The 24,724-nt window shown below is 48.2% G+C and carries 24 protein-coding genes; 3 read left to right on the top strand and 21 right to left on the bottom strand.

The features are described 5' to 3' along the window. Window positions 1-230 precede the first annotated feature (230 nt). From BEP19_RS10415 to BEP19_RS10400, 4 genes are all read right to left on the bottom strand, one after another. Window positions 231-932, bottom strand: coding sequence for a pirin family protein (locus BEP19_RS10415; protein ID WP_120189805.1), 702 nt, complete (start codon window positions 930-932; stop codon window positions 231-233). Window positions 933-1,036: 104 nt separating this feature from the next. Then, entirely contained in the window at window positions 1,037-3,478 is a 2,442-nt protein-coding gene (locus tag BEP19_RS10410; protein ID WP_120189804.1) for a heavy metal translocating P-type ATPase, read from the bottom strand. A gap of 39 nt (window positions 3,479-3,517) precedes the next feature. Then, window positions 3,518-3,847 (bottom strand): metal-sensitive transcriptional regulator, encoded by a 330-nt coding sequence (locus BEP19_RS10405; RefSeq protein ID WP_120189803.1) that lies wholly within the window; start codon window positions 3,845-3,847, stop codon window positions 3,518-3,520. 277 nt (window positions 3,848-4,124) lie between these two features. Beyond that, window positions 4,125-4,934, bottom strand: a complete 810-nt coding sequence (locus BEP19_RS10400) for a Cof-type HAD-IIB family hydrolase (RefSeq protein ID WP_120189802.1) — start codon at window positions 4,932-4,934, stop codon at window positions 4,125-4,127. 132 nt (window positions 4,935-5,066) lie between these two features. Between BEP19_RS10400 and BEP19_RS17395 the strand changes: the two genes are divergently transcribed. Further along, window positions 5,067-5,348 (top strand): hypothetical protein, encoded by a 282-nt coding sequence (locus tag BEP19_RS17395; RefSeq protein ID WP_147393788.1) that lies wholly within the window; start codon window positions 5,067-5,069, stop codon window positions 5,346-5,348. On the opposite strand, the gene BEP19_RS10390 is transcribed toward BEP19_RS17395, so the two are convergent. From BEP19_RS10390 to BEP19_RS10370, 5 genes are all read right to left on the bottom strand, one after another. Continuing rightward, window positions 5,333-5,908, bottom strand: a complete 576-nt coding sequence (locus tag BEP19_RS10390; RefSeq protein ID WP_120189800.1) for a class I SAM-dependent methyltransferase — start codon at window positions 5,906-5,908, stop codon at window positions 5,333-5,335. The genes BEP19_RS17395 and BEP19_RS10390 overlap by 16 nt on opposite strands. Window positions 5,909-6,032: 124 nt before the next feature. Then, on the bottom strand, window positions 6,033-9,122 hold the full coding sequence (locus BEP19_RS10385; RefSeq protein WP_170145336.1) for an AAA family ATPase: 3,090 nt from the start codon (window positions 9,120-9,122) through the stop codon (window positions 6,033-6,035). Then, complete coding sequence (locus BEP19_RS10380) at window positions 9,119-10,279, bottom strand: exonuclease SbcCD subunit D (protein WP_120189798.1); 1,161 nt, start codon at window positions 10,277-10,279, stop codon at window positions 9,119-9,121. The genes BEP19_RS10385 and BEP19_RS10380 overlap by 4 nt, the downstream gene beginning before the upstream one ends. Before the next feature lie 15 nt (window positions 10,280-10,294). Continuing rightward, window positions 10,295-10,804 carry an NUDIX hydrolase gene (locus tag BEP19_RS10375; RefSeq protein ID WP_211329335.1) on the bottom strand — a complete coding sequence of 170 codons (510 nt, stop codon included), beginning with the start codon at window positions 10,802-10,804 and terminating at the stop codon, window positions 10,295-10,297. Window positions 10,805-10,821: 17 nt separating this feature from the next. Beyond that, window positions 10,822-11,736, bottom strand: a complete 915-nt coding sequence (locus BEP19_RS10370; RefSeq protein WP_245983469.1) for an EamA family transporter — start codon at window positions 11,734-11,736, stop codon at window positions 10,822-10,824. A 134-nt stretch (window positions 11,737-11,870) separates the two neighbouring features. Here BEP19_RS10370 and BEP19_RS10365 point away from each other — a divergent pair, with 134 nt between their 5' ends. Both BEP19_RS10365 and BEP19_RS10360 read left to right on the top strand, forming a co-directional pair. After that, window positions 11,871-12,152 carry a hypothetical protein gene (locus BEP19_RS10365; RefSeq protein ID WP_120189797.1) on the top strand — a complete coding sequence of 94 codons (282 nt, stop codon included), beginning with the start codon at window positions 11,871-11,873 and terminating at the stop codon, window positions 12,150-12,152. Continuing rightward, window positions 12,112-12,486, top strand: a complete 375-nt coding sequence (locus tag BEP19_RS10360) for a hypothetical protein (protein WP_147393787.1) — start codon at window positions 12,112-12,114, stop codon at window positions 12,484-12,486. Before BEP19_RS10365 ends, BEP19_RS10360 begins: the two co-directional genes overlap by 41 nt. Window positions 12,487-13,095: 609 nt before the next feature. On the opposite strand, the gene mnhG is transcribed toward BEP19_RS10360, so the two are convergent. The 12 genes from mnhG to BEP19_RS10300 all read right to left on the bottom strand — a co-directional run bounded on the left by mnhG (window position 13,096) and on the right by BEP19_RS10300 (window position 24,494). Continuing rightward, the gene (gene mnhG, locus BEP19_RS10355; RefSeq protein WP_120189795.1) at window positions 13,096-13,473 is read right to left on the bottom strand and encodes a monovalent cation/H(+) antiporter subunit G; all 378 of its coding nucleotides are present in this window, start codon (window positions 13,471-13,473) and stop codon (window positions 13,096-13,098) included. Further along, window positions 13,457-13,741 (bottom strand): Na(+)/H(+) antiporter subunit F1, encoded by a 285-nt coding sequence (locus BEP19_RS10350; protein ID WP_120189794.1) that lies wholly within the window; start codon window positions 13,739-13,741, stop codon window positions 13,457-13,459. The genes mnhG and BEP19_RS10350 overlap by 17 nt, the downstream gene beginning before the upstream one ends. Further along, window positions 13,741-14,217 carry a Na+/H+ antiporter subunit E gene (locus BEP19_RS10345; protein ID WP_120189793.1) on the bottom strand — a complete coding sequence of 159 codons (477 nt, stop codon included), beginning with the start codon at window positions 14,215-14,217 and terminating at the stop codon, window positions 13,741-13,743. Before BEP19_RS10345 ends, BEP19_RS10350 begins: the two co-directional genes overlap by 1 nt. Window positions 14,218-14,223: 6 nt before the next feature. After that, the gene (locus BEP19_RS10340; protein WP_120189792.1) at window positions 14,224-15,714 is read right to left on the bottom strand and encodes a Na+/H+ antiporter subunit D; all 1,491 of its coding nucleotides are present in this window, start codon (window positions 15,712-15,714) and stop codon (window positions 14,224-14,226) included. Further along, the gene (locus BEP19_RS10335; RefSeq protein ID WP_120189791.1) at window positions 15,707-16,045 is read right to left on the bottom strand and encodes a Na(+)/H(+) antiporter subunit C; all 339 of its coding nucleotides are present in this window, start codon (window positions 16,043-16,045) and stop codon (window positions 15,707-15,709) included. Before BEP19_RS10335 ends, BEP19_RS10340 begins: the two co-directional genes overlap by 8 nt. A gap of 5 nt (window positions 16,046-16,050) precedes the next feature. Further along, window positions 16,051-16,476: a Na(+)/H(+) antiporter subunit B gene (locus tag BEP19_RS10330; protein WP_120189790.1), complete on the bottom strand. Its 426-nt coding sequence runs from the start codon at window positions 16,474-16,476 to the stop codon at window positions 16,051-16,053. After that, window positions 16,473-18,881, bottom strand: a complete 2,409-nt coding sequence (locus BEP19_RS10325) for a Na+/H+ antiporter subunit A (protein WP_120189789.1) — start codon at window positions 18,879-18,881, stop codon at window positions 16,473-16,475. Before BEP19_RS10325 ends, BEP19_RS10330 begins: the two co-directional genes overlap by 4 nt. A gap of 178 nt (window positions 18,882-19,059) precedes the next feature. Further along, window positions 19,060-20,256: an ABC transporter permease gene (locus BEP19_RS10320; protein ID WP_120189788.1), complete on the bottom strand. Its 1,197-nt coding sequence runs from the start codon at window positions 20,254-20,256 to the stop codon at window positions 19,060-19,062. Then, on the bottom strand, window positions 20,246-21,388 hold the full coding sequence (locus BEP19_RS10315; protein WP_120189787.1) for an ABC transporter permease: 1,143 nt from the start codon (window positions 21,386-21,388) through the stop codon (window positions 20,246-20,248). Before BEP19_RS10315 ends, BEP19_RS10320 begins: the two co-directional genes overlap by 11 nt. Next, a complete protein-coding gene (locus BEP19_RS10310) occupies window positions 21,385-22,566 on the bottom strand; it encodes an HlyD family secretion protein (protein WP_120189786.1) in 1,182 nt (393 codons plus the stop codon). Before BEP19_RS10310 ends, BEP19_RS10315 begins: the two co-directional genes overlap by 4 nt. Further along, complete coding sequence (locus tag BEP19_RS10305) at window positions 22,563-23,153, bottom strand: TetR/AcrR family transcriptional regulator (protein WP_120189785.1); 591 nt, start codon at window positions 23,151-23,153, stop codon at window positions 22,563-22,565. The genes BEP19_RS10310 and BEP19_RS10305 overlap by 4 nt, the downstream gene beginning before the upstream one ends. A 132-nt stretch (window positions 23,154-23,285) precedes the next feature. After that, the gene (locus BEP19_RS10300) at window positions 23,286-24,494 is read right to left on the bottom strand and encodes a cytochrome P450 (RefSeq protein WP_211329334.1); all 1,209 of its coding nucleotides are present in this window, start codon (window positions 24,492-24,494) and stop codon (window positions 23,286-23,288) included. Window positions 24,495-24,724: the final 230 nt, after the last annotated feature.

Raw genomic sequence — 24,724 nt, 5'->3', positions numbered from 1 at the left:
GGCTGTGTTCCACAAAGCAGTCGTCTGCAACACGCCAACCCCATTGTACTGTTTCGCGCGCCTTTGACTTTGTCCAATTTGTCTAACACATCTAAATGTAAATCTTTTACAGTAGTTTGTCAATAACAAATTGAAAAATATAATACAACTGCTCTGATATTTGATTAGGATCGAGCCATCAAATTCTTATACTGAGCCCATATATAGGAAAGCAAAAGTACAGCTGCGCTTTATTCAGGCTTTTTCATTTCTATTAAAAGAATGTGTGATGATGTTGCGGATTTAATCGTAATGTCCTCTTCGATTATTTCTAAGCCATCGCTGTCGGAAAGTTCGATTCCATTAATGTTCGAGGTCCCTTCGATTTGTACCAAATAGGCTTGTCTGCCTTCATTTACCGCAAAATGAATTTCGTTCTCTTCATCTAATGCCACGGCATACAGGTTCGCGTCTTGATTAATTTCGATCGGCGCATCCCCATTTTTCCCAGAGACGAGCGGCAGCCATTGGTTGGTTCGCGCATCCCAATCAAATTTAAAGTCGCCATATTGCGGCGTGTAGCCAACTTGGTCAGGTAAAATCCAAATTTGTAAAAGTCTTAAAATATTTTCGCCCAAATTAAATTCACTATGTTGAACACCTGTCCCCGCGCTCATGTATTGGACATGCCCACGTGAAAGCGTACGTTGATTTCCCATACTATCCCGATGGGTCAATTCTCCATCAACAATGTAAGATATGATCTCCATATCCCGGTGCGGGTGCATGTCAAATCCCATTTTGGGCTCAATCAAGTCATCATTGATCACCCGTAAAGCGCCAAATTGAATGTTGTTCGGATCATAATAGTCAGCAAATGAAAAATGAAACTTACTTTTTAACCAGCCGTGATCACTGGCTCCCATATTTTTACTATCGACTTTTCTCAACATACCTTTTCTCCTTTAAATGAGGTCATTTTACCCAAATTTACTATTGCTTGATGCGAAAAAATAAGACCGCGCCTCCGTAAAAAAGGAGGTTTGGTCTATAACCATCAAGCCGATCGAATCGGTTTCCACTTTCGCAAAAATAACGTGTTACCGACGACAGAGACGGAACTAAATGACATCGCGGCGCCAGCAAGAATGGGATTAAGCAGTCCAAACGCCGCAACGGGAATGAGCACGACATTGTACGCAAACGCCCAAAATAGATTTTGGCGAATTTTTCGGATCGTCGCTTTGGACAAACGCACCGTATCGACGATGCCCATGAGATCCCCGCGCATCAAGGTTACATCTGCCGCTTCCATCGCCACATCTGTCCCTGTTCCGATCGCGATTCCAACATCAGCGGCAGCCAACGCGGGCGCATCATTGATCCCATCGCCAACCATCGCCACAATTTTTCCTGCTTGCTTGAGCCGTTCCACTTCCGCAGACTTGTCCTCAGGTAACACTTCCGCAAGCACACGCTCAATCCCGACTTGCTCGGCAATCGCTTCCGCTGTCAAACGATTGTCCCCTGTGATCATCAACACTTCTAAGCCAAGCTTTTTCAATTGGCTAATCGCTTCCGCAGACGTCTCCTTTACCGTATCAGCGACCGCAATCATGCCCGACACATTGTTGTTGATCGCAATCAGTACAGCTGTTTTCGCTTGCGCTTCAAGCGCCTTCAATTGGGACAACGTTTCATCTAAAAGCGCGACGTTATGTTGCGCCATTAGCCGCTTATTCCCGATTAAAACAAGCTCGTTATCAATTTCGACTTGAATACCGTACCCGGGTATTGCCTGGAAGTTTGTGACGTTTTGAAGCGGCAATTGTTTCTCTTCAGCTAGGTTGACAATCGCTTTACCTAAATGATGTTCGGATCCTTTTTCAGCTGAAGCCGCGAGTTGAAGAAGCTTTTCGTCCGACAAACCGCCGAACGCAATTAGGTCGGTCACTTCGGGTTCCCCTTTTGTAATCGTACCCGTTTTATCTAACAGTACCGTTGTAATGCGATGAGCGCGCTCCAAATGTTCAGCGCCTTTGATCAAAATGCCGTTTTCCGCGCCCTTCCCTGTACCGACCATCACGGCGGTCGGCGTCGCCAACCCTAAGGCGCAAGGACAAGCGATGACCAACACGGCCACCGTACTAACCAAAGCGGCTGTGAAGCCAACAACGAAATACGTAACCGCAAACGTGAGCAATGCAATCCCGACAACGATCGGCACAAAAATCCCTGAGATCGTATCCGCGAGACGTTGAATGGGCGCTTTCGACCCTTGCGCGTCTTCAACCAACTTAATAATCTGGGCGAGGGCCGTTTCTTTTCCTACCTTTTCCGCTTTGATTGTTAAAGAACCGTGTTTATTCACCGTCGCCCCGATCACCGCATCACCGCTATTTTTTACGACAGGCATACTTTCGCCGGTTAACATCGATTCATCAACCGAACTATTTCCTTCAATGACTGTTCCATCGACAGGAATCCTCTCGCCCGCCCGCACAAAAATGAGGTCCCCCGCTAGCGCGTCTTCAATTGGAATATCCATTTCCACGCCATCCCGAATCACACGGGCCGTTTTCGCTTGCAGCCCCATCAACGTTTTGATCGCTGCCGATGTTTGACCTTTCGCCCGCGTTTCCAACATTTTTCCAAGGATAATCAAGGTGAGCACGACCACTGCCGCTTCAAAATACAACATCTGTCCCGTCCCAAGCAAGGTTACGACGATACTGTAAAGATAAGCCGCGGAAGTTCCTAGCACGACAAGTACCGCCATGTTGGCGCTCCCCCCGCGAACGGAGTTATACGCATCGCGATAATAACTCCCTCCGACATAAAACTGCACGGGGGTCGCTAACGCCAATTGCAGCCACGGATTCATATGAAAATTGAAGGCGCGTCCGTATTCCATTGAAATGTCCGCGACCATTTGAATCAAGAAAAAAGCGGAAATGATCGCTCCTACAATAAATTTTAGCCGTAGTTGCTTCAACTGTTCTTCCTTCTGATGCTGCTCTTCAGCCGCAGCCGCCTCCGTTTTTAGCTTCGCGTCAAAGCCCGCTCGTTTAATCACAGCAATCAACGCGCTGAGCTCCGTTTGCGCTGGAATAAATTCAACGCTTGCCGTTTCCGTCGATAAATTGACCACTGCTTTCGTGACGCCGTCCACTCGGCTCAACACTTTTTCTACGCGATTGACGCAAGCGGCGCAAGTCATCCCGTTCACCTGCAGCGTTATTTTTTCGGTCTTCACCTGATAGCCTGTTTGTTCGATTTTTTCGAGAATTTGATCCATTGAGATCCGTTTCTTGTCATATTCGATCACAGCTTTTTCGGTGGCCAGATTGACACCTACTTTCTGAATCCCTTCCGTTCTCGACAAGACTTTTTCAACGCGATTCGAACAAGCAGCGCAGGTCATTCCTGAAATGCCGAGCGCAACGCTCTCTATTGACGCTGCTTCCGTTTCATTTCTCACTTTCATTTCAACGGCCATCTCGCTCCCTCCTTAACTAAGGTTTGTGGGCCTTCAAAACTATTTCAACAATTTATGGACCGTTTTTAACAATTCATCGATGACCTCACTGTCTCCCTTTTGAATGCGTTCTGTCACACAGCTTCTCAAATGAGATTCCAGCAAGATTTTTCCAACCGAATTCAAAGCAGATTGAGCCGCGGCAATTTGATTAAGCACATCATCGCAGTAGACATCTTTTTCAATCATCCCTTTGATCCCTCTAATTTGACCTTCGATCCGATTTAGTCGCGTTGCCAAGTTCTTTTTTGTTTTATCAGACGAACCACTTTTCCTCTTCGCCGTTCGTTCTTCATCGTTACCCTGTTTATCTTGTTCTTTATCAGCCATGGACCAGCCTACCTTTTCACTTATTTTATGGAAATAGATCGATTTCATCCAATGAGCGCTAAAAGTAGCTTACCTAGATTGTACTATACCCTTGTAGGGTATGTAAAGGTAGCGCTTCTAGAGATTAAATTATTGTGTTTCATGGCAAAGGGGGCGTCTTTCTATCGAAGCTTAGAAATAGTTCGCGTACTAAAAAAATCACCCTACCTTTTCGGCGTGGGTGATTTTGATTATTGATTCGTCAGCCAAATCCTGTTGTTCATGCGACTCTTTCCGCTTAAATCATTCCTATTTTTTGCAGACCGTGCGTAATTCCCCCGTCGTTCACATGCTTTGTCGTAAAATCAGCTAACGATTTCAACTCCTCATGAGCGTTCCCCATTGCAATCCCCATTCCCACATAAGCGAGCATTTCTCGATCATTGAGGCCATCTCCAAACGCGACCGCTTTTTCGCGGGAGATATTTAGGTGAGCGAGTAGCGTTTCAATCCCGCCCGCTTTGGATGTGTCAGCCCGAATCACATCAAACGCCTGTGGATGCCAGCGTACAAAATTCAATTCCGAAAATTGATGTTGATACGTTTGCTGCAACTGCTGATCGCCATAGATTACGATCTGGTATACATCGTTCGTCTGGGAAAATTGAGCGTCGTAAGCAGGAACAGCAAGTTCCAACTCCACAAAAGATTGCTCAATCTTTTCATCTTGCTGATGACTCGCCACATATTGCTTGTCCCCAAGGTAAACCAGTCGATGATTATGTTCCCGAGCAAAGGCGCGCACGGATTCGACCGCTGCGATGGGCAGTGGTTGTGAATGGATCACTCGACCGTGATGAATCGCATAGGTCCCGTTAAAGCTGATGTGTGAATCAATCCCAAGTTCCTCCGCGATATCCAGCAAATGGTAAGGCGCTCGACCCGTAGCCAAAACGACCTCCACACTTGATTTTTGCAACTGTCGAATGGCCGCTTTGGTGTCCTCTGGAATTTGCTGTTGTTCATTTAAAAGCGTTCCATCAATATCGAAAAATACAATCTCATACGGTAACAACCCCGATCCCTCTCCCTCGCCATTTTTCCCCATTATAGCGCATCTTTGCTTGGCTACAGGGGAATCCAATGCAAGTTCGACTGAATTTGCGATTGGCGGCGATTGTAAAGGGACTTCGGACCACTACAGCGGACAATGACGATGATTCCAGCGCTGTAACGGGAGTTGAGACCCTTACAAACGGGAATCGCCAACGAATTCGGGCTGGCGGCGATTGTAAAGGGACTTCGGACCACTACAGCGGGCAACACCGTTGATTCCAGCGCTGTAACGGGAGTTGAGGCCTTTACAAACGGGAACCGCCAACGAATTCGCAGGCTGGCGGCGATTGTAAAGGGACTTCAGGCCACTACAGCGGGCAATCGCGATGATTCCAGCGCTGTAACGGGAGTTGAGGCCTTTACACGTCCACTCCCCTCCGTCCCCGTCCGTCAGCCGTTCTTTTGAGCGATCAAAATGTAGTGTTGATCCGTTGGAAATGACTTTTCGATAATCGTAAAGCCTGCCGCTTCCATCGCTTGTTGCAGATCACTGGAATGAATACGGTGATGCAGCGGGGGGCCTTGTTCCGTCTCTTTTTTCTCCCATTCTAAACAGAGGCATTTGCCGCCCTTTTTTAATGCGCGATGAATCTCGGTTAATCCGGCTGACAATGGGTCAATTTCATGCAGTACATACGAGGCGATTACATGGTCCACCAACGCATCCGCAAGCGGCAGCTCCTCGATCTTTCCTTCTATAAACTGAATGTTGACGACCCCCTGCTCAGCGCTTCGTTCCTTCAACATCTCTAACATTTGCGGTTCCACATCAAGGGCATAGATCGTTCCTTTGGTCATTGTCGCCGCGGGTAACGAAAAGTAGCCGGTACCCGCGCCTAAATCAAGGATGTCATCATTTTCCTGGATAGCCAGCATACCTAGCAACTTTTTTGGCGGCAACGCTTTTCGCCGCTCTGGATTGTCTAATTTCGCAAATTTTGCGGGATCAAAACGTCGTTCTGACAAGTTTTTCAGCCTCCAATTCGGATAATAATTAAGCTACAACCAAATAGGCCGTCCCTTACCGTTTTTCAATCCTGCTCAAATCCCTTCGCTGAAAAACGCCAGGGGCCCCTCCGCCGCGATATCTTTATCGGATTATAAATTGCGCTTGACTGTAGCCTTCCCTCGTTTTCTGCACTTCTAACACCGCAGGGATAGCATCTTTTAATTCTTGCACGTGAGAAATGACCCCTATTGTGCGTCCCGATTGTTGCAATTCCACCAAAATGTCAACCGCTTCCTGCAACGATTCTTCATCTAAAGAACCGAATCCCTCATCAATAAACATCGTCTCGATCGAGATTCCGCCGTCATGGGCTTGGATCACATCGGATAAGCCTAAGGCTAGACACAAGGAAGCTTTGAACTTTTCCCCTCCGGACAGTGATTTCACATCACGATATTGACCAGTGTAGGCGTCCAACACATCTAACCCGAGTCCGCTCTGTCGTCCGCGCGCTTCCCGATCTGCCCGACGATCGAGTTGGAACTGCCCATTCGTCATTTTCTGTAAGCGAACGTTTGCCGCTTCAATGATTGATTCTAAGTAGGCAATTTGTAAGTAGCGTTCAAACGAAAGTCTGTATTCGTTATCGCCGCGCACCAAATCGTGCAGATGAACAATCATCTGCGCTTCCTGGGCAGCCTCACCCGACGCGGCGTACAAGCGTGAAATCTGATCCTTCAATTTCACAGCGTCTTCGCGGGCCCGCTGCGCGCGGTGCAAATCTTCTACATATTGGTTGCGCTGAATTTCCCACTGATTGACTTCAGCGCTTAACTGTTCGAGATCCTGCCGTTGCTTGCCCGCTAGCTCGCTTTGGATCTCCGTTAATTGGGTCCGCGCCGTATGCAGCTTTGTCTTGTACGTTTCGATTTCCTGCCGTAGCTGTTCACGACGATCACGGTCTAATTTTGCCGCCTGATAGTGCTGTTCTGTTTCAAATTCGGCTAATTTCCATTCGCGCTCATACACTTCAGCATGGTTCCGTTGTTGTTGCTCAGCCTCTTGCAAGGCGTTGCTCGCGCTTTGTTGTTCGCTCTCTGCCCTGGTTAACTTGATTTGCGCTTGCTGGCGCGTTTCTTGGGCTTGTTTCCAGCTTGCTTCCAAGGCATCAGACGCTTGCTTTGCCTCACGTAGCTTCGCTTGCAACTGTTCCAATTCTCGAACTTGCTCTGGAATCGCTTGTAAATCATTTTTGAGCACAGCAACCTCTGTTGAATATTCCACCTGAAGCGCTTGATGCTTTTTTCGCTCCGCTTCCTGCTCCGTTTGTTGTTCAGTAAGCTGGGCTTCTAGCTCAGTAAATCGGCTTCGGTTGTGAGTCAGCTGGCGGTGTGTCTGTTCCAATTGTTGGAGCGCCGCGGTCGCTTCGGCATGGGCTCGTTTTGCTTGTTCATAAGCGGACGCAATATCCTCCACCTGACCGATCTGCTCCCGCTCTTGCTGCATCGTCATGCGCAATGCAGCCAGCAGCGCCCCCACTCGTTGTTGGGCTGCGGATTGACGATCCCGCTTCTCCCTAAGCTCATCCAATTGTTCCTTCGTTGGCAGTTGGCCTTCACCTTCGCCGCCTCCCGCTTTTTCAGGATGGTCATGACTGCCGCAAACGGGGCAGGGATCGCCCGCCTGCAATGACTGGGCCAGCATACTCGCTTGCCCCGCTAACCAATCGGCTTCAAGCTGTTCGTAAGCCGTATGTAATTGCTTGAAGTTGCTCGCCTCTGTCGCTTCCTGTTGCCGTAACCGTTCAGCCTCCCGCAGATTGTCCAGATGCTGTTTCAGCAGTTTTTCCCGCGCGGCGGCGTCCATTTGTTTCTTTTGCCAAACAGGCAGTTGTTCGAGCTGTTCTTCCGCTTGTCGGATCATCTGTTTTAACGACTCGCCATTCGTTTGCAACGTTTTCATTTGCGCCTCGCGTTGCTCTAGCTGTTGTTCGATGTGTTGTAATTGGTGGCGCTGTTTCAGCAGATGTTGCTTTCTTTCTGCCAATTTGGCCACAGCAGGGGCCCACTCCGCCAGCTGTTGAACCTGCCTCTTTGCTTGTTCGCGCGCCGTCTCTTTTTCCGCCTCTTGTTGAAAAAATTGTTCCGCTTGCTCAATCGCTGTCTGGGCCGCTTGCAACGCGTTCGTTTTTTGCTCGAACTGGCCTTTCCTTTGCCTTGCCTGTTCTTGACTCGTCAAAAATTGCTGCTCATACGGTTCGATAAAGGACGCTTTTTCCGCTTGTCGCAAACGCCCTTCTTGCTCCTTCATCTCCGCTTGTCGCTGTTCCAATTGGACCGATTGACTCTGATAACTTTCCAACAATGCGAAACGTTCATTGAGCGCTTTGGCGGCATGAAGCGCCGCTTCTTTCTGTTTATAGGTGGCATCCGCCTGGTCCAGTTGTTGTTTGATCGCTTGCCCGCGTCCTAAGTAAAATTGAATCTCCTCGGCTAAGCCATGGATCACCTGTTGCGGACTGTAATGTTCTTCGGCTAACGTCGCAAACAACTCGGAGTCGTCGCGGCGCTCAAGTGTCGTCGAAATTTGTTCAATGTAAAGGTCCAGCTGTCCCCGCTTTTCACGGGCTTTGTCCATTGCCGCTCTTCGACGGCGATCAAGCGCTTCTGTAATCATTTTGAACGAATCCGTTTTGAAAATGCGGCGCAAGATTTGCTCTTTGTTATCGGTTTCCGATGTCAATAACTTGCGAAATTCCCCTTGCGGCAACATCACAATTTGCGAAAATTGATCTTTGTCCAAACCGACCAGTTCGACTAAGCTGCGATCGACTTCCCGCTTATAAAATTTATCTAAAAAGGGGATCGGTGTTCCTGTCGTAATTTCATACAGTTCCGCTTTTCCCCCGCTCGCTGTTTTGCGACCTTCTTTCACGTGCGGCAATTCCCGAATCACCCGATACTGGCGACCCCGCAATTCGAAATCCAACTCCACCGACGTATACGTCTCATCATCGGCAAAATCGCTGCGCAAAAGTCGCGTTTCACGTCGATCTTCCCCATTCGCTTCCCCATAGATCGCAAAACAAAGCGCGTCAAAAATGGTCGTTTTGCCCGCCCCTGTTTTCCCCGAGATGACAAACAACTGGTAATCTTTAATTTCAGAAAAGTCAATCTTTTGGTGGTCGCGATAAGGGCCAAACGCGGTCATCGTCATTTTTAACGGTCTCATGCGCGCTCCTCCTCTTCCTTCCATACTTCTTGTAAAATTTCCTTGAATAACTCTTCCATTTCTGCGGGCGGTTCTTTTCCGATCATTTCTTCCGCGAACGATTGGAATAACGTAAAGGGATCCATATTTTTTCGCTCAACAGATGATGTTGTCGATGCGCTTGGAAGGTGTGTCACGGCCCGACTGACATGCATCGCATTCGGATAGACCGCTCGAATTTGTTCCATCGGGAACAACACGACTTGTTCATCCAATAACGACACGAACACGTAATCATCGGAACGCGGATGTTCCTTCAACTCGTCAATGGTCGCTGTGACCGTCCGCAGATCGCGACGCGGCTGCAACATCCTTCGCTCGACCTCAATCTGTCCCGTTTGATCGAGATGCACGATGTGAAAACCTTTGCGATGGTTTTCTTCGCTAATCGAATATTTCAAAGGCGAACCCGCATATTGAATCGTTTCATTGCGAACATAATGCGCCTGATGCAAATGACCGAGAGCCGTGTAATGAAAGTCGGCGAAATATTCCGCGCTAACCGTATCCGCTCCACCGATCGATAGTGGTCGCTCTGAATCGCAAATGTGTTCTCCTTGCCCGCCTGTCGGCGTCACAAAGGCATGACCGACAAACACGTGACGGGCCGTCGGATCCATCGTTTGTTTCAGCCGCCCGATAATCGCTCGCATCGCATCGTCGTGTGTCCGAATCGGTCCCTCTGCTTCATCGAAAAGGTGGCGAACTTGCCCTGGATCGGCAAAAGGAACAAGATGAAAATGAACCGGACCATGCTCATCGTCCAGTACAATCGGTTGCATTTCCGTCGTGATTTTTCCGCGCATATGCAAGCCTTGTTTTTCCATAATCGAATGGGCAAAATGGATTCGTTCAGGGCTATCATGATTACCCGCGATCGCCAACACCGGGATCTTCAACTTAACAACGAGCTCGGTTAAAATATCGTGAAACAAAGCGACCGCATCATGCGGCGGGACTGAGCGGTCGTATAAATCTCCCGCGATAATAATCACGTCTGGTTTTTCCTCGCGAGCCGCGCTCACAAATTGATCCAACACGTAACGCTGATCTTCCGTCATGTACACTTCCTTGACCAGTTTCCCTAAGTGCCAATCGGCCGTATGAAAAATCTTCATCGTTTCCCCCTTTTTCTATTTCAGCAGTCCGTCTGCCGCTAGCTGATCCAGTACTTTTCGATCCGTTGGAAAAGCAAGTTCTGGCAATTGCTGATAGCTAAAAAAATCCACCTGTTCCAAATCATCATCGGCAGCCAACTGTCCCCCCATTTCTTTCATTAAATACCAGATCCCGACCGTATGTTGCTGTGGATTGTGAAAGTTGGAGTGGACCGCATACACCCGTTCCAGCTCCACACGCAGCCCCGTTTCTTCTTCAAACTCTCGTTTGCACGCTTCTTCCACATCTTCTTTCCATTCCACATATCCACAGGGCAAACACCACAAACCTTGATAGGAATTATTCCGTTTGCCGAGCAACACTTTTCCATCCTTTAAAAGAATGCCCGCGACACCGACGACCGGATTTTGATAGAAAATAAATTGACACTGACTACAACGCGGCTGATCTTGCTGCTCGATCGTCTCCGCGTAAAGTTTACCGCCGCATTTCGGACAAAAATCGTAACGTAAAGGTATCTTCATCTCATTGTCTCCTCACCCTATTGAATTTGTCTAGTCGGTCCAGCCCGATTACGCCCATTGAACCACGTTTTTAATTGGTCTAGTGAAATCGAAAATAGAATCAGTAAAATCCCAAGCCACTGCAAGAGACCGATCGGTTCAGCAAAAATAAGTTTTGCCATCACGACAGCGACAGGCAATTCCAGCGAGCCCAAAATGGTGCTAATTCCGCTGGGCAAGTGTGGGGCGCTGATCGAGAAAAGCAGCGGTGGAATGATCGAGCCGAACAATGCCGTTCCTGAGCTGTACAGCCAGACCGAACTTTTAATCATCTCCGTTGTCACAAACATCGAAGGGAAAATGACGATCGCCATGATGAGCGAACCTGAAATCATGAATGTCGTCCGCATAATCGGATCAACCTCGGGCGCCACTTTTCCATTAACATAGATAAAACCCGCATAAGTAAAACCAGAAATAAGTCCAAAAACGAGTCCTTTTACAGATAAACTCTTAAATTCGCCGCCGAGCATATTCGCCGCTAACACGACACCGAATAACGTGAGAATGAGGGATAGAAAAGTGAGTTTCGTCGGAACGCGGCGATCGAAAATCCATTCATAGAAAATTCCGATCCAAACGAATTGGAAGAGTAGAATAATCGCAAGCGAAGCAGGTAAATATTGCAAAGAAGCATAATAAAACACACCTGTCAGACCTGATAACGTGCCAGACGCCATCAGCTTAACGACCGCTAATTTCGTTAACCGACGCCAATCTGGCTTTCTAAGTAATGTAAGCATCCACAAAATGAGTGTCGACAACAGCATCTGCGAGCCGATGATTTGCCCCAGCGAACACCCCGCTAAAAAGCCAAGCTTGGAAAAAATAGGCGTAAACCCAAAACACGCCGCCCCAAAAGAGAAAATCCAGATTGATTTTTGTCTGCTCAAAGTCGGTCATCCCTATCTATTAAAGTTAGTCTACACTCTATCATAACAGATGCGGCCCTCTATTTAAAAGGAAACGAATCTTCTAAAAATAAGGAGGTTGGGAAGGAGTTGGGAGGAGTCGGGAGGGGTGATTTTTGGGAAATGAGGGACGTGGCGCCAATGTTCGGGGAGCAGCCGCTCTAACGGGAGTTGAGACCACTACAAAGGGCGGATCCGAATTAATCCCGATGCAGCGGGAGATGAGGCCGTTACAGGAGGGAGCGATGCAGCGAATTGAGGAAAGCAGCCGCTCTAACGGGAGTTGCGACCACTACAAAGGGCGGATCCGAATTAATCGCGATGTAGCGGGAGATGAGGCCGTTACAGGAGAGAGCGATGCAGCGAATGAGGGGGACAACCGCTCTAACGGGAGCTGAGACTGCTACAGAGGGCGGATCCGAATTAATCGCGATGCAGCGGGAGATGAGGCCGTTACAGGAGAGAGCGATGCAGCAAATGAGGGGAACAGCCGCTCTAACGGGAGTTGAGACCACTACAAAGGGCGGATCCGAGATAATCGCGATGCAGCGGGAGATGAGGCCGTTACAGGAGAGTGCGGGGCAGAATTTGAGGGGGACAACCGCTCTAACGGGAGTTGAGACCGCTACAGAGGGCGGATCCGAAATAATCCCGATGCAGCGGGAGATGAGGCCGTTACAGGAGGGAGCGATGCAGCGAAATGAGGAGAGCAGCCGCTCTAACGGGAGTTGAGACCACTACAAAGGGCTCATTCCCGATGATGGCCCTTCGGATGGGATTACTCACAAGACAAGGTCTTCATCCTCTAATTTCAATCCCCAGGAAACGAACGTTTCCTTTCCTTCTTCGTTCTTCTCCTTCATTGCTCCGCAAGGTGAGCATCACCAAGCGAACAACGAAATTCCGAGCTCAAACACGTCATGAGCATTGATCTGACGAGATTTTGAGCCCGACTGCCATGCGGAACCCCGTTACCAAGCAAACCAATTACAGCACACCTTTATCTTGAATAAATTTTACAGGTCGTTGATCCAGCGGAAATTGGTACCAAAAAAAGTTAGTACTTTTTTTGCTTTAAATGCCGAGTTAAACTGAATCTAACTTCATAAAAAGGGGTGAAGATTTAATTGATAAACACTTGGAGTATTATGGTTGCAGTTGTTATTTTTGTAATCGCAATCATGAAGTCGGAAAGCAATCTACTTTTTTATATCTCCATTTTCATTCTACTAATATTTTTATTCAGTATATTTCCGCAGATCAATTTTGCGCCATAAATCACCCGTTCAATCTACTGCCCTACAACCAGATGTTCGCCCGCCCACTAACCTTTCTCCCCGCCTACGAACCACCAGCCTCCCCCCTCGCCTCCGCTTGTTTCAGATCATCGATCGCCAAATCATCTTCGACGGTGCCTTCCCAAAGAGGAACGCCGGTATAATAAGCGGCGCGGCTAACGAGGTGGCCCCCGATTGGCAGTGTAACAAAGATAAACAAGATGCCGAGCAACACTTTGGCGCTTAACACGCCGTCGACCGCCCAATAGTAGATAAACACGCCAAACAGGACACTCATCGTCCCAAGTGTCGCCGCTTTCGAAGCAGCATGGGAACGATTGTAAACATCAGGCAAGCGCAACAATCCGAGTGTCGATAACAAACAGAGCGCCGCCCCAATCAGGAGCAACAGCGCAACGATCCCTTTAGCGATGGCGATCATACACAATCACCTCTCCTCTTTCTAAAAATTTGGCGAAGGAAGTCGTGCCGATAAATGACAGAATCCCAATCAGCAAAATTGTATCCAAAAAAGCGTGGGTATCAAATTTAATCGACAGGATGGCAACGAAACAGACAACATTAATTCCGATCGAATCGAGGGCAATTACCCGATCAGGCACGGACGGACCGATGAACACCCGATACGACACAGCTAAAACGGAAATAGAAATGAGCGCCAACGCAATATTGACACATAACGCAAACATTAGCGGGTCACCTCCATAATCGCTTTTTCAAACGTGTTCTGAATTTGGGCGATCGCCTCGTCCCGATCCGATAGATCCATCGCATGAATGTAAAGAGTTTGTCCATCGTCCGATACTTTTAAAGTTAGCGTGCCCGGCGTCAATGTGATAAGACTCGCCAACAACGTAATTTCGACATCGCTTTTTAATTGGGTCGGCAAGGCAAAGATGCCAGGACGCAAATCCATCTTGGGACTCAATACCACTTTAATCACACTCCACGTCGATAAAACGAGTTCTCGCATGAAAATCAACAACAGCTTCATCACCGCAATCACTTTTCGAAAGTAAAAGCCCCCTTTAAAGAAGCGACGAAAAATGTACATCATGCCTAACCCGAGCAAAAAGCCAATGATCATGGCAGTCGGGCTCCAATCGTCGTTGAGAAACATCCACACAAAAGCTAACGAAAAGTTAAGTAATATTTGTAGGGCCATGCTAATCTACTCCTTTAACACCGCATCGATATAGATATACGGGTCCAGCAACGTCCCAGCGGCCGCTTCAATGTACGGAATCATCCACTCTACGCCGAGCCCCATCACGACGGACAGTCCAATCAACACCGCGCACGGCGCCAACAGCCCTTTTAAAGCGCCGCCCCCTTGTGACTCACCCCCAATCGGACTCTCACCCGTTTCTCCCCAAAAACTGTTCATGAAGATTTTCATAACCGAATAGAGGACAAACAAACTGGACACTAAACTAATCCCGACAATCCCATACATTTGCGCTTGGATACCGCCTTGAACGAGTTGCAACTTGCCGATAAACCCGCTCAATGGGGGCACACCCGCTAAAGCAATCGCCGCGAGGAAAAATAGCCAGCCTAACAACGGATGACGTCTGATTAAACCGCCCATTCGCTTCAATTGACTCGTGCCCGCGATCCCGATCACCGCTCCTCCGAGCAAAAACAATGCCGCTTTAATGATCATGTCGTGCAACAAATAGAAAATGGCTCCTTGCAAGGAAGCGGACGTCATCGCCGCCAAGCCAAACACGATGAACCCAACCGCAATGACCACGTTGTAAACGAGGATTTGCTTCACATCCTGATAAGCGATCGCCCCGATCGCGCCCGCAATCATCGTCAGGGCCGCCATCCAAGCGATCAGCTGATGCGTAAAGCCAGGGTCATGATAAAAAATAAGCGTAAACGTTCGAAACAAGGCATAGATCCCAACTTTGGTCAGCAACGCGGCAAACACAGCGGCAATCGCCGTCGGCGGGGCGCTGTATGAACCTGGTAACCAAAAGTACAAAAACAAACCCGCTTTTAAACTGAACACGATTAAAAACAACACCGCGATCACGTTCAAGATCCCTTGTTGCCCCGCTTCCGCCACACGCAGCGACAGATCCGCCATATTCAACGTCCCTAACACCGAATATAAATAGGCGAGGGCGCACACGAATAGCGTCGATGACACCGAGTTGATCAAAATGTATTTCATTGTCTCCCGAAGCTGGATGTTCGTCCCGCCGTGCGCAATCAATACGTAAGAAGCCATCAGCATCACTTCAAAAAAAACAAACAAATTAAAAATATCGCCCGTTAAAAAGGAGCCGCACACCCCCGTCAGCAAAAATTGAAAAAGCGGATAAAAATAATAGCGCTCGCGCGGGTTTCCAATTGAGCGAAACGAAAACCATAAACAGCATAAAGCGACGATTGCGGTCGTTAACACGAGCAGCATCGCGAACATATCGGCAACGAGCGCAATCCCAAACGGCGGGAGCCAACCGCCCGCGTATAGCGTTTGAATCCCCTCCTGTTTGACCTGTTGCATCAATAAAAAGGAAATCACGATTAATACTACAACTGAAACGAGACTGAGAAAACGCTGGACAATGATTTGTTCCCGAAAAAAGATAAGGACCGCTCCCGTCAGCAAGGGAAGAACGATTGGCATCACAACGAGGTTATTCATGTTCTTCCCCCCTCAATTCGTCCATATCATCGGTTCCAAGTTCCCGATAAGAACGATAAGCCAATACAAAGAAAAATCCCGTTACGCCAAAACTGATCACGATCGATGTCAAAATCAACGCTTGCGGGAGCGGGTCGGTAAACACCGTCGCCTGTTCGCTTAGCAACGGGGCCGCCCCTCTTTTTAATCCGCCCATCGTTAAAATCAACAGGTGAGAACCGTGACTCATAATCCCTGTTCCTAAAATAATCCGCAAAATACTCCGACTTAAAATGAGGTAAGTACCGACCGAAAATAAGATTCCGATCGCGACTGACATTAATAATTCCATCTCGGTTAATCATCATCCTCCGCAATAGCCAACATAATCGTCATCGTTCCCCCCACCACCGTCAGATAAACTCCAAGATCGAACATCACCGCCGTCGCCAACTCGGTCTCGCCTAATAGCGGCAAGCGGAAGTAGCCGAATGAATGGGTTAAGAACGGAACTTGAAAAATAAACGAACCGAATCCTGTAAAAACGGCAATCGTCAAGCCGAGCGCAACCATTTTTCTAAAATCGATGGGAATCATGTTGTCAACCGTTTTCATATCAAACGCAATATAAAGTAGAACGAGCGCCGCGCTGGTCATTAAGCCCCCGATAAACCCGCCCCCTGGTTGATTGTGTCCCGCCAAGAACAAGTAAAGGGAGAAAATAAGGATGATAAAAGCGACCGCTTTCGTATACGTTTGTAAAATAACATCGTTCACCTTCATGGTTCATCCCCCTTTGCCAGCCGCAGCTTAATCAACACATACACCCCGAGCGCCGCCATCCCCAACACGACGATTTCAAACAACGTATCGAATCCCCTAAAATCGACGAGAATCACGTTGACGACGTTCAGCCCGCCCGCTTCCTTATAACTGGTTTCCAAAAAATGTGTAGAAATCGGCTCGAACCCGTTTGTCCCAAACGAAGCGAACGCGACGAGCGTCACAACGAGTCCCACACCAAGCGAGATGAGCAGATTGGTCAGTTTAAATGACAGTGACGATCCCTCTTTTTTAAGTTTAGGCAAATGGAAAAAGCAGAGTAAAAACAAAGCGACCGAAACCGTTTCCACGATCAATTGCGTTAAAGCCAAATCCGGGGCCCGAAAGAGTACGAAGAACAAAGCCATCATGTATCCGACCGAACCTGTCGCTAAAATCGCGGTCAACCGTGTTTTCGAGAAAATAACAACGCAAGCGGCAATCACCATCACGACCGCTAACACCGCCTCATACACCCCAATTGGCGCCGCGTGGTCTGTTTCAAACACAAACCCGTTTGACAAGAACAAGGTGGACCCCACGATGATGATCACAAACCCAAAGATGTACACCAAATAATCGCGAACGAGCCCTGTCATGTGTAGCCGCATCACCTGATTCGCGCGTCGTTCCAATCCGATTAACATTTGATCATAGGCTTGGTTCAGCGCGAGCTTTTGGGGAAACAGGCGATACAAGCCAATCCACTTTGGCAAGCTCAAATACAACAACGTTCCAACGGCGATTACACCGATGGTCATCCACAATTCAGGAGTGAAGCCGTGCCAAAGCGAAAGTTGCGCCTCAAAAATTTCACCAGGCGAAAGCAATTGCGGCAAAATGGAAGCCAGCGCGGGCCCGATCAAGCTGGATGCCAGCATATTAGGGAACAATCCAAAAATGACGACGAGAGCGACCAAAATGAGCGGGGCCAGCAACATCCCAAACGGCGCTTCCCGCGGCGTCTTTTCTAATTTATCAGGCTGGAATTTTCCCCTGAATGTTTTAAACACGAGGATCGCGCAATACACAAAAGTGAACACACTGCCGAGCCAGGCCAAAACTGGGAACAAAATGCCCCACGTTTGCATGTTAAACAACGAGAGCTGACTGGCCTCGAGCACACCCGTAAAAAACATCTCTTTACTCAAAAAGCCGTTTAAGGGCGGCAACCCTGCCATCGAAGCGGCGCCGAGCAAGGCAATCGTGAACGTAATCGGCATCAGGCTCATCAATCCTCCGAGCTGACGAATATCGCGCGTGCCTGTTTCGTGGTCGATAATACCGACGATCATAAACAAACTCCCTTTAAACGTGGCATGGTTAATCAGATGAAAGACAGCGGCCAACGTCGCTGTTGTATAAAGAACGTTATTCCCCTCTAGACCGAAGTAGACAGCGGCTGAGCCAAGTCCGAGCAAGCACATGATCAGGCCTAATTGGCTGATCGTGGAAAAAGCGAGAATTGCTTTTAAATCCGTTTGCTTGACCGCATTGAATGATCCCCAAAACAGGGTCGCGATTCCGAACCCAGCGACGAGCCAAAACCAAACTGCCTGTCCCGCGAAGATAGGACTAAGCCGAGCGACGAGGTAGATTCCGGCTTTGACCATCGTCGCCGAGTGCAAATAAGCGCTCACCGGTGTTGGGGCTTCCATCGCGTCCGGCAACCAAATATGGAACGGAAACTGGGCCGATTTCGTAAAGGCTCCGATTAACAGCAACACCATCGCGGGCAGGAACATCGCGTGTGTTGTGATGGAGTCCCCTTGCCCGATGATTTCACGAACACTAAACGTACCCGTGATTTGTTGTAAAAGGACGATCCCAGCCAACATCGAAAAGCCGCCGAAGACGGTAATCAATAACGATTTTTGGGCCCCATAGCGCGATTTTTCCCGATCATGCCAAAACGCAATGAGCAAGAAGGAAGCCATGCTCGTTAATTCCCAAAACACATACATGACACCCAAATTATCGGATAAAACAACACCGAGCATCGACCCCATAAACAGCAGCAAATAAACATAGAAATAATCGAGCGCTTCGGTCTCTTTTGATAAATAATAAATAGAATAGAGCACAACCAAAGCGCCGATCCCTGTAATGAGCAAACTGAACAACAAGGCCAGTCCATCAACGTATACGGTGAAATTAATCCCTAATGAAGGAATCCAAGCAAGGTCTTTTTGGACCGTCTCCCCATTCGCTATCGTCGGAATCATCCGCGCAAAAGTTGAAAACAACACAATTGGCAACATCACCACGAGCCAACCTGTATGGATTTGCCTCCCCTCTTTGTACAAAAATGGGACAAAGCCCGCGTAAATAAAGGGGGCCATGATCACCAGATGTAACAAGTCCACGTACAATCTCCCTCCCCAGCGCAAACCATTTAATCCCTAGCGTTGACGTAAAAAACATCTTCTAGACACTTCCGCATAAAATACAAAAAAGTCTGCCGCCAACGGCCCACATCCTTTCTTTTTTAAAAGAGAAAAGACGTAGACAATCAATTGGAGACAGACTTTTTATAATGGGAGATTAGATCGTACTCTGAAAAGAGTTTTCTAATTCAGGTAACTCATTGCTCGCTTCTGATTTTTTCTGCATCGCCTTCTGCCTAAATAACCGAAACGCGGTTAACGAGAATGTGACTGCGCTAATTAGCCCTAACGCAATTAAATCAGACTGAAGCGCTGCCCAGCCGTGTCCTTTCAACGCGATTTCCTGAACCCCATGCAGAAAGTACGTTAACGGCATCAACCGTCCGACAAACACGAGGGCATCCGGCATCGCGATAAACGGCCACGTATAACCTGATAAAGGAAACGATAATAACGCGATTAACATCGAAATTTGCGTCGCTTGCAATCGATCGGGCGTAAAGGCGGACACAAGCAGCCCTAACCCGAGTAAGCTAACCATGAACACGATCGATAGAACGAGCATCCAACCCGCTTGACCGACAAATGGGAAATGATATTTGTTGATTAAAAGGGCAAAGCAGAGCCCGAATTGAATGATGCCAATCAGAAAGTAGGGCATACTTTTTGCGTATAACCAGCGGACAACCCCGACCTCGCTTAACCGTTCAACAAACACACCCGCATTTCCTTTTTCACGATGTCGAACGATGCATAACGCAATCCCAAGCATCAGCGCTTGTTGAATCGCCGCGCTAACTAACCCTAATGGCATGAAAATTCCGTAATGAAGCGTCGGGTTATAGAGCATGCGGTAACCTGAACGGAGGCTAAATAGCGTATCCTGGTCGATTCCTTTCGCTTCCATCCGCTTGATCGCGATCCCGCCTGAAATCGTCTGAACAACTTCATTCGCCCCTTGCAAAGCGCTGTTTACAACAGCTAGGTTACTCCCGTCCACAAAGGTTAGCAATTGCCCCGTTTCACCGCGCCTCACTCTTTTCTCCATTCCCGATGGTAACACAATACCAAGCGTCGCTTGTCCTTGCTGAATTCGTTCGCTCAATTCCGCTTCAGAATGAACCGGCGCGACAATTTCAAACGTTTCCGACGCTTGAAAAGCTTGGATGACCTGCCGACTCAACGCCGATTGGTCTTCATCAAAATAAACGGTCGGCAATGAATGGAGTTTCCCCTCACTATAAGCGGCGCCAAACAACACGGTAAACACGAACGGAACGAGCAACAGAATCACCAACAACCGTTTATTTTTCCACAAATACACCCATTCTTCCATCATCGATTTAGACACCATACCGTTTCCGCCTTTCAACAAGCCCTGGCCCCAATGAGATGAGCAGGGTCACGCTTGCAAACAGCGCTAAGCGCGTAACATCCGCGACGATAAACGACCAGGGATTGCCCTTGATCGCCAATTCCCGAATCCCATGCAAAAAAGGAGAAATCGGCAACATCTTCCCGATGGCGCTCACCCATTGCGGCATTGAAGTAAAGGGCCATGAAAATCCAGACAAGAAAAAAGACGGATAAACGAGCAACATCGTCAGCTGGGTCGCCTGCAGTTTCGTTTGACTTACGCTGGCAACAAGGAAGCTAAACCCGATCAAACTCAACATATAAGCGACGGCTAACGGAATCAATAACCAAATCACACCGGCGAACGGAACTTGAAACACTTGCGTCAATACGGCAGCGGCGACGATCGCGTTAAACAGACCGATCAAAAAGTACGGGACCGCTTTCGCGTAAAGATATTTAAGCGATTGAACGAACGTTTTCTCAACGAAAGGACCTTGCCCTTGTTCCTTATCACCCGTTAAACTCAACGTCATTCCGAGCATCGTGACCGATTGCAAGACCGTGCCCATCAAGCCGAGCAGCAAATAGATCGAATAACTGTTGCCTGGATTAAATAACGTTCGGTAGCCCATTTGGATTGCGACGCGGCTTTGCGGATCGACCCCCTTCGCCTCCAACTTTTTCATTGTAATCCCTTGCGAATACGTCTGCGTGACTTCATTTAAGCCGCTGATGACACGGTTCGCGATAATTAAATTGCTGCCGTCGATCACCGTTAACAGCTCGCCTTGCCTATTTTGCGTCACCTTTTGCGACAGTTGATTCGGAATAATCAGACCCGCGTAGGCTTCTCCCGCCGCGACGCGATCGATCAGTTCTTGTTCAGAATGGGCTGTTCCCGCCAATGAAAATGTTTCGGAGGCCGCCAACCCTTGAATGATTTGCTCGCTTAGTCCGCTGTTATCCTGATCGATATAGAGCAGCGGGATGTTTCGAACCTTATCTTGACTGTATAAATGACCGAATAAGAACATGTACCCCAACGGCAACAGGAGCAAAATGGCGAACAACCTGCGATCTTTTAATAAATTTCTCCACTCTTGGATCACCATTTCTCCTATTTTCATTCCGGTTGATCCCCTTGCCAAACGGCCGTCATCCCCGCTAAGATTTGCTCCGTATGTTCTGTGATTTTCACCCTAACTTCAAACGAACGCACATCGGTTTCATTCAAATGGTTTGTCGCTTTTTGAACGGCAAATTGTGGAGCGGGATTCACTGATTCCACGATGCCAGACGTTTGGACCTCGATCGCTGGAACGGATAAGTTGATCTGCTGTCCTGTCTGCAACCCTTTCAACTGATTTTCAGGAACGAAAAACTTAACCGATTTTGCATCGGGTTGAGCCAACGTAATCGCGGTAAAACCCTCGCTGACCATTTCGCCCGCTTTTACATTTTTGCGAACAACAATTCCATCGACGGGCGCTCGTAATTCGGTATATGACAAATACGTTAACGTCTCTTCTAATGTCGCCTGCGCCTGGGCAAGCTGTCCTTTGGCAATCTGGATATCGTCGCTGGAAAGTTGAACTTGTCCTTTGCCACTGAGCGCCTCATGCAACGCTCCACGCGCTTGTTCCGCCTGATATGTCGCCTTGTCGAGATCTTCCTGACGAGCCCCTGCCCGGGCCATTTCCAATTCTTTTTGGGCGACTTCATATTCCGCTTTCGCTTTTTCTAAAGCGAGCTCTGTTTCATCTTTTTGCGTTTGTGGGATCGCCCCCGCTTCAAAAAGCTGTTGCATTTTTCCGAGCATCTCCTCCGCGTGACGATACCCCTTTTCCGTGGCTGTCACCTTGGCTTCCAGTTGTTTCAATTGTTCAGGCCGAACCCCATTTTTTAACGCTGTCACTTGCGCTTCCGCTGTTTTCAAGGCGGCTTGGGCCTGTTCAACTTTTGCTGCCGTCGCTTTGTCGACCACGCCGACACCTGTTACCGCCTTATTCACATTCGCTTCAGCAAGCGCAACGGCTGCCTGGGCTTGATCGACTTTGTTTTGCCATTCACCTTTTTCCAAATAACCGATTACGTCCCCTTGTTTGACGGCTTGCCCCTCCTCAACCGACAGTCCGCCGACGCGTCCGCCGATCTTGAAGCTCAATTGGTATTCCTCCTGCTCCACAATCCCGCTAAATGAGCTCGGTTGTTCCTTCGATGATGCCGCAGGTTTAAAGACAAACCCGAAAATCAATGCGACACTAAGCAACGCGCCCAAACTAATTAACCATCTTTTTAGATTCAATTTGTTTCTCCCCTTTGCAACGAACGCAAGACAATGTGTGTAATCGACGTTACTCTTGCGGGCTCATTGATCTGTTGATCGCGCAGGACCGCCCGAAACGCGGGCATCGTCACCATCCCAAAGAGCGCCCCTGACACCGTTTGTACATCTAATTCCGAATCGATAACCGAACGAAACTGGTCGTCAGCCAGAGCTTCATCCAGCTTTCGAAAATAATCTTTAAGCAATTCCTGCGGCGTGAGTTGTCCCGACAAATTCGCTGGGCCCCACACGTTTTGCATCAGCAACCGAAAGAACGAACGGTGCTCTTCAAAATAATCAAGCTGCGCTGCGACAATTTTGGCCCATTTGCTCGGTTCTCCCGCCGCTCGCTCGATCGCTTCCCCAATTTCCTCCGTTAATTTCTCAATCCCTCTCCTCATTACATAACTGAACAAGGCCTCTTTATTTTTAAAATTGTAGTAAAGCGTGCCCTTCGCGACTCCAGCCTGTTCAGCAATATCATCCATCGTCGTTTCGCTAAAACCTTTTCCCGAAAAGGCTTCAATCGCGCCATAGTAAATTAAATCCTGTGTGCTGCGCGCCATCCTATCACCTCAATCTTTATTTGTACTGGATATTCTAAAATTATACTATATAGTTCAAAAAAAGTATAGATTGTGGTTATGAAAAATGAAAAAGCTGCCAAGTTAGCAGGACGCTAATCAGCAGCTTTTAGATTAAACATAAGGATTAAAGGTCACAGGGATCGCTGGATAGCCGTACACAAACGTACTTTGCAACGGTTGAATAGTAGAAGAATCGCGCAGCGCCATCGTTGGCGCTTGTTGCAATAGCGTGTGCAACGCAACCCGCGCTTCCAAACGAGCCAAAGCCGCCCCTAAACAAAAATGAATGCCATGTCCAAAGGCGATATGTCTGTTCGGATGCCGTTTGTACATAAATTGATCGGCATTTTCAAATTGACGTTCATCCCGATTCGCCGAACCGAGCCAAATGATGACGCGATCCCCCGCCTTCAGCTGTTGGCCATTCAGAACGGTGTCCGTTGTGACGCGACGACTTAAACTTTGCACGGGGGAGCGAAATCTCAATACTTCTTCGATTGCGGTCGGTAGCAGACTGCGATCCGCGCGCAACTTTTCCATCAGTTGCGGTCGTTCTAAAAAAGTAAGCATCGCATTTCCGATTAAATTTGTCGTCGTTTCATTCCCAGCAACGAGCAATAACAAGCAAAAGCTAAGCAATGCTTGCTCATCAAGCGATTGCTCTTCAATTCGCGCCTGGAGTAAAGCGGAGATCAAATCATCTTTCGGGTGTTTGCGATGTTCTTCGACGACCGAGCCGAAATAGTGATACAAGTCCTCAGCCACTTTTTGTTTCCGTTCCAACAATTCCATCGCCGTTTGTCCTTTGGCAATATCCACATCCGCGACTAACGCATCAGACCACTTCTTAAACAACTCTCGATCTTCCGCCGGGACACCCAGCATTTCCGCAATCACTATGACAGGCAGCGGAAAAGCGAGGTCAGCGATGATATCCATTTCCCCCCGAGCAACACGGGCGCTTAACAACTCTCGGGCAATTTGTTCAATGCGCGGTTCCATCTTTTCGATCGAAATCGGTGTAAAAGCTTGGGCAACAATCGATCGGTATAACTTATGTTTTGGGGGATCCATCCCAAGTAAGCTAATCTCCCCGCCGCCCATCTGCGAAGAAAATGTTTTGTAATCCGTCAACGTTTTTTGGGCGCCTTCATAGCAGAAAACATCCCACGTCTGCCGCTCCTCGTCATAACGAACAGGAGACACTTTACGCATCTCTTTAAACCATTCATAAGCATCCGTCGCTTGCAGCAACTCTTTTGGGGGAATCATACCTCCCGTCTGTGTTCCTGTATCTTGTTCCTGATTCATCTCCATCATGCCAGCGGCCTCTCTTTCATTACCATTTTCCCCCTTAGCATCTCCAAAACATTCCTGGATAAACAAAAGAAAGTGAGTCAAGCGAGGGTAAATGAGCCTGGAGGAGGAATTGTTCAAGTATGGGAATTTCTGTTGTGAATAAGGTCTCTAGCATGTGAAGGTTTAAATGATACTTTCTAATACGGAACGCTCATGGATGTTCGTGTGTATGATGGCAACAGGAAAAGGGG

The organism is Ammoniphilus oxalaticus, from assembly GCF_003609605.1.
GTDB classification, from domain to species: domain Bacteria; phylum Bacillota; class Bacilli; order Aneurinibacillales; family RAOX-1; genus Ammoniphilus; species Ammoniphilus oxalaticus.
Note: the sequence above shows the minus strand (reverse complement) of the source record. Positions and strands in the feature narration are given on the sequence as shown.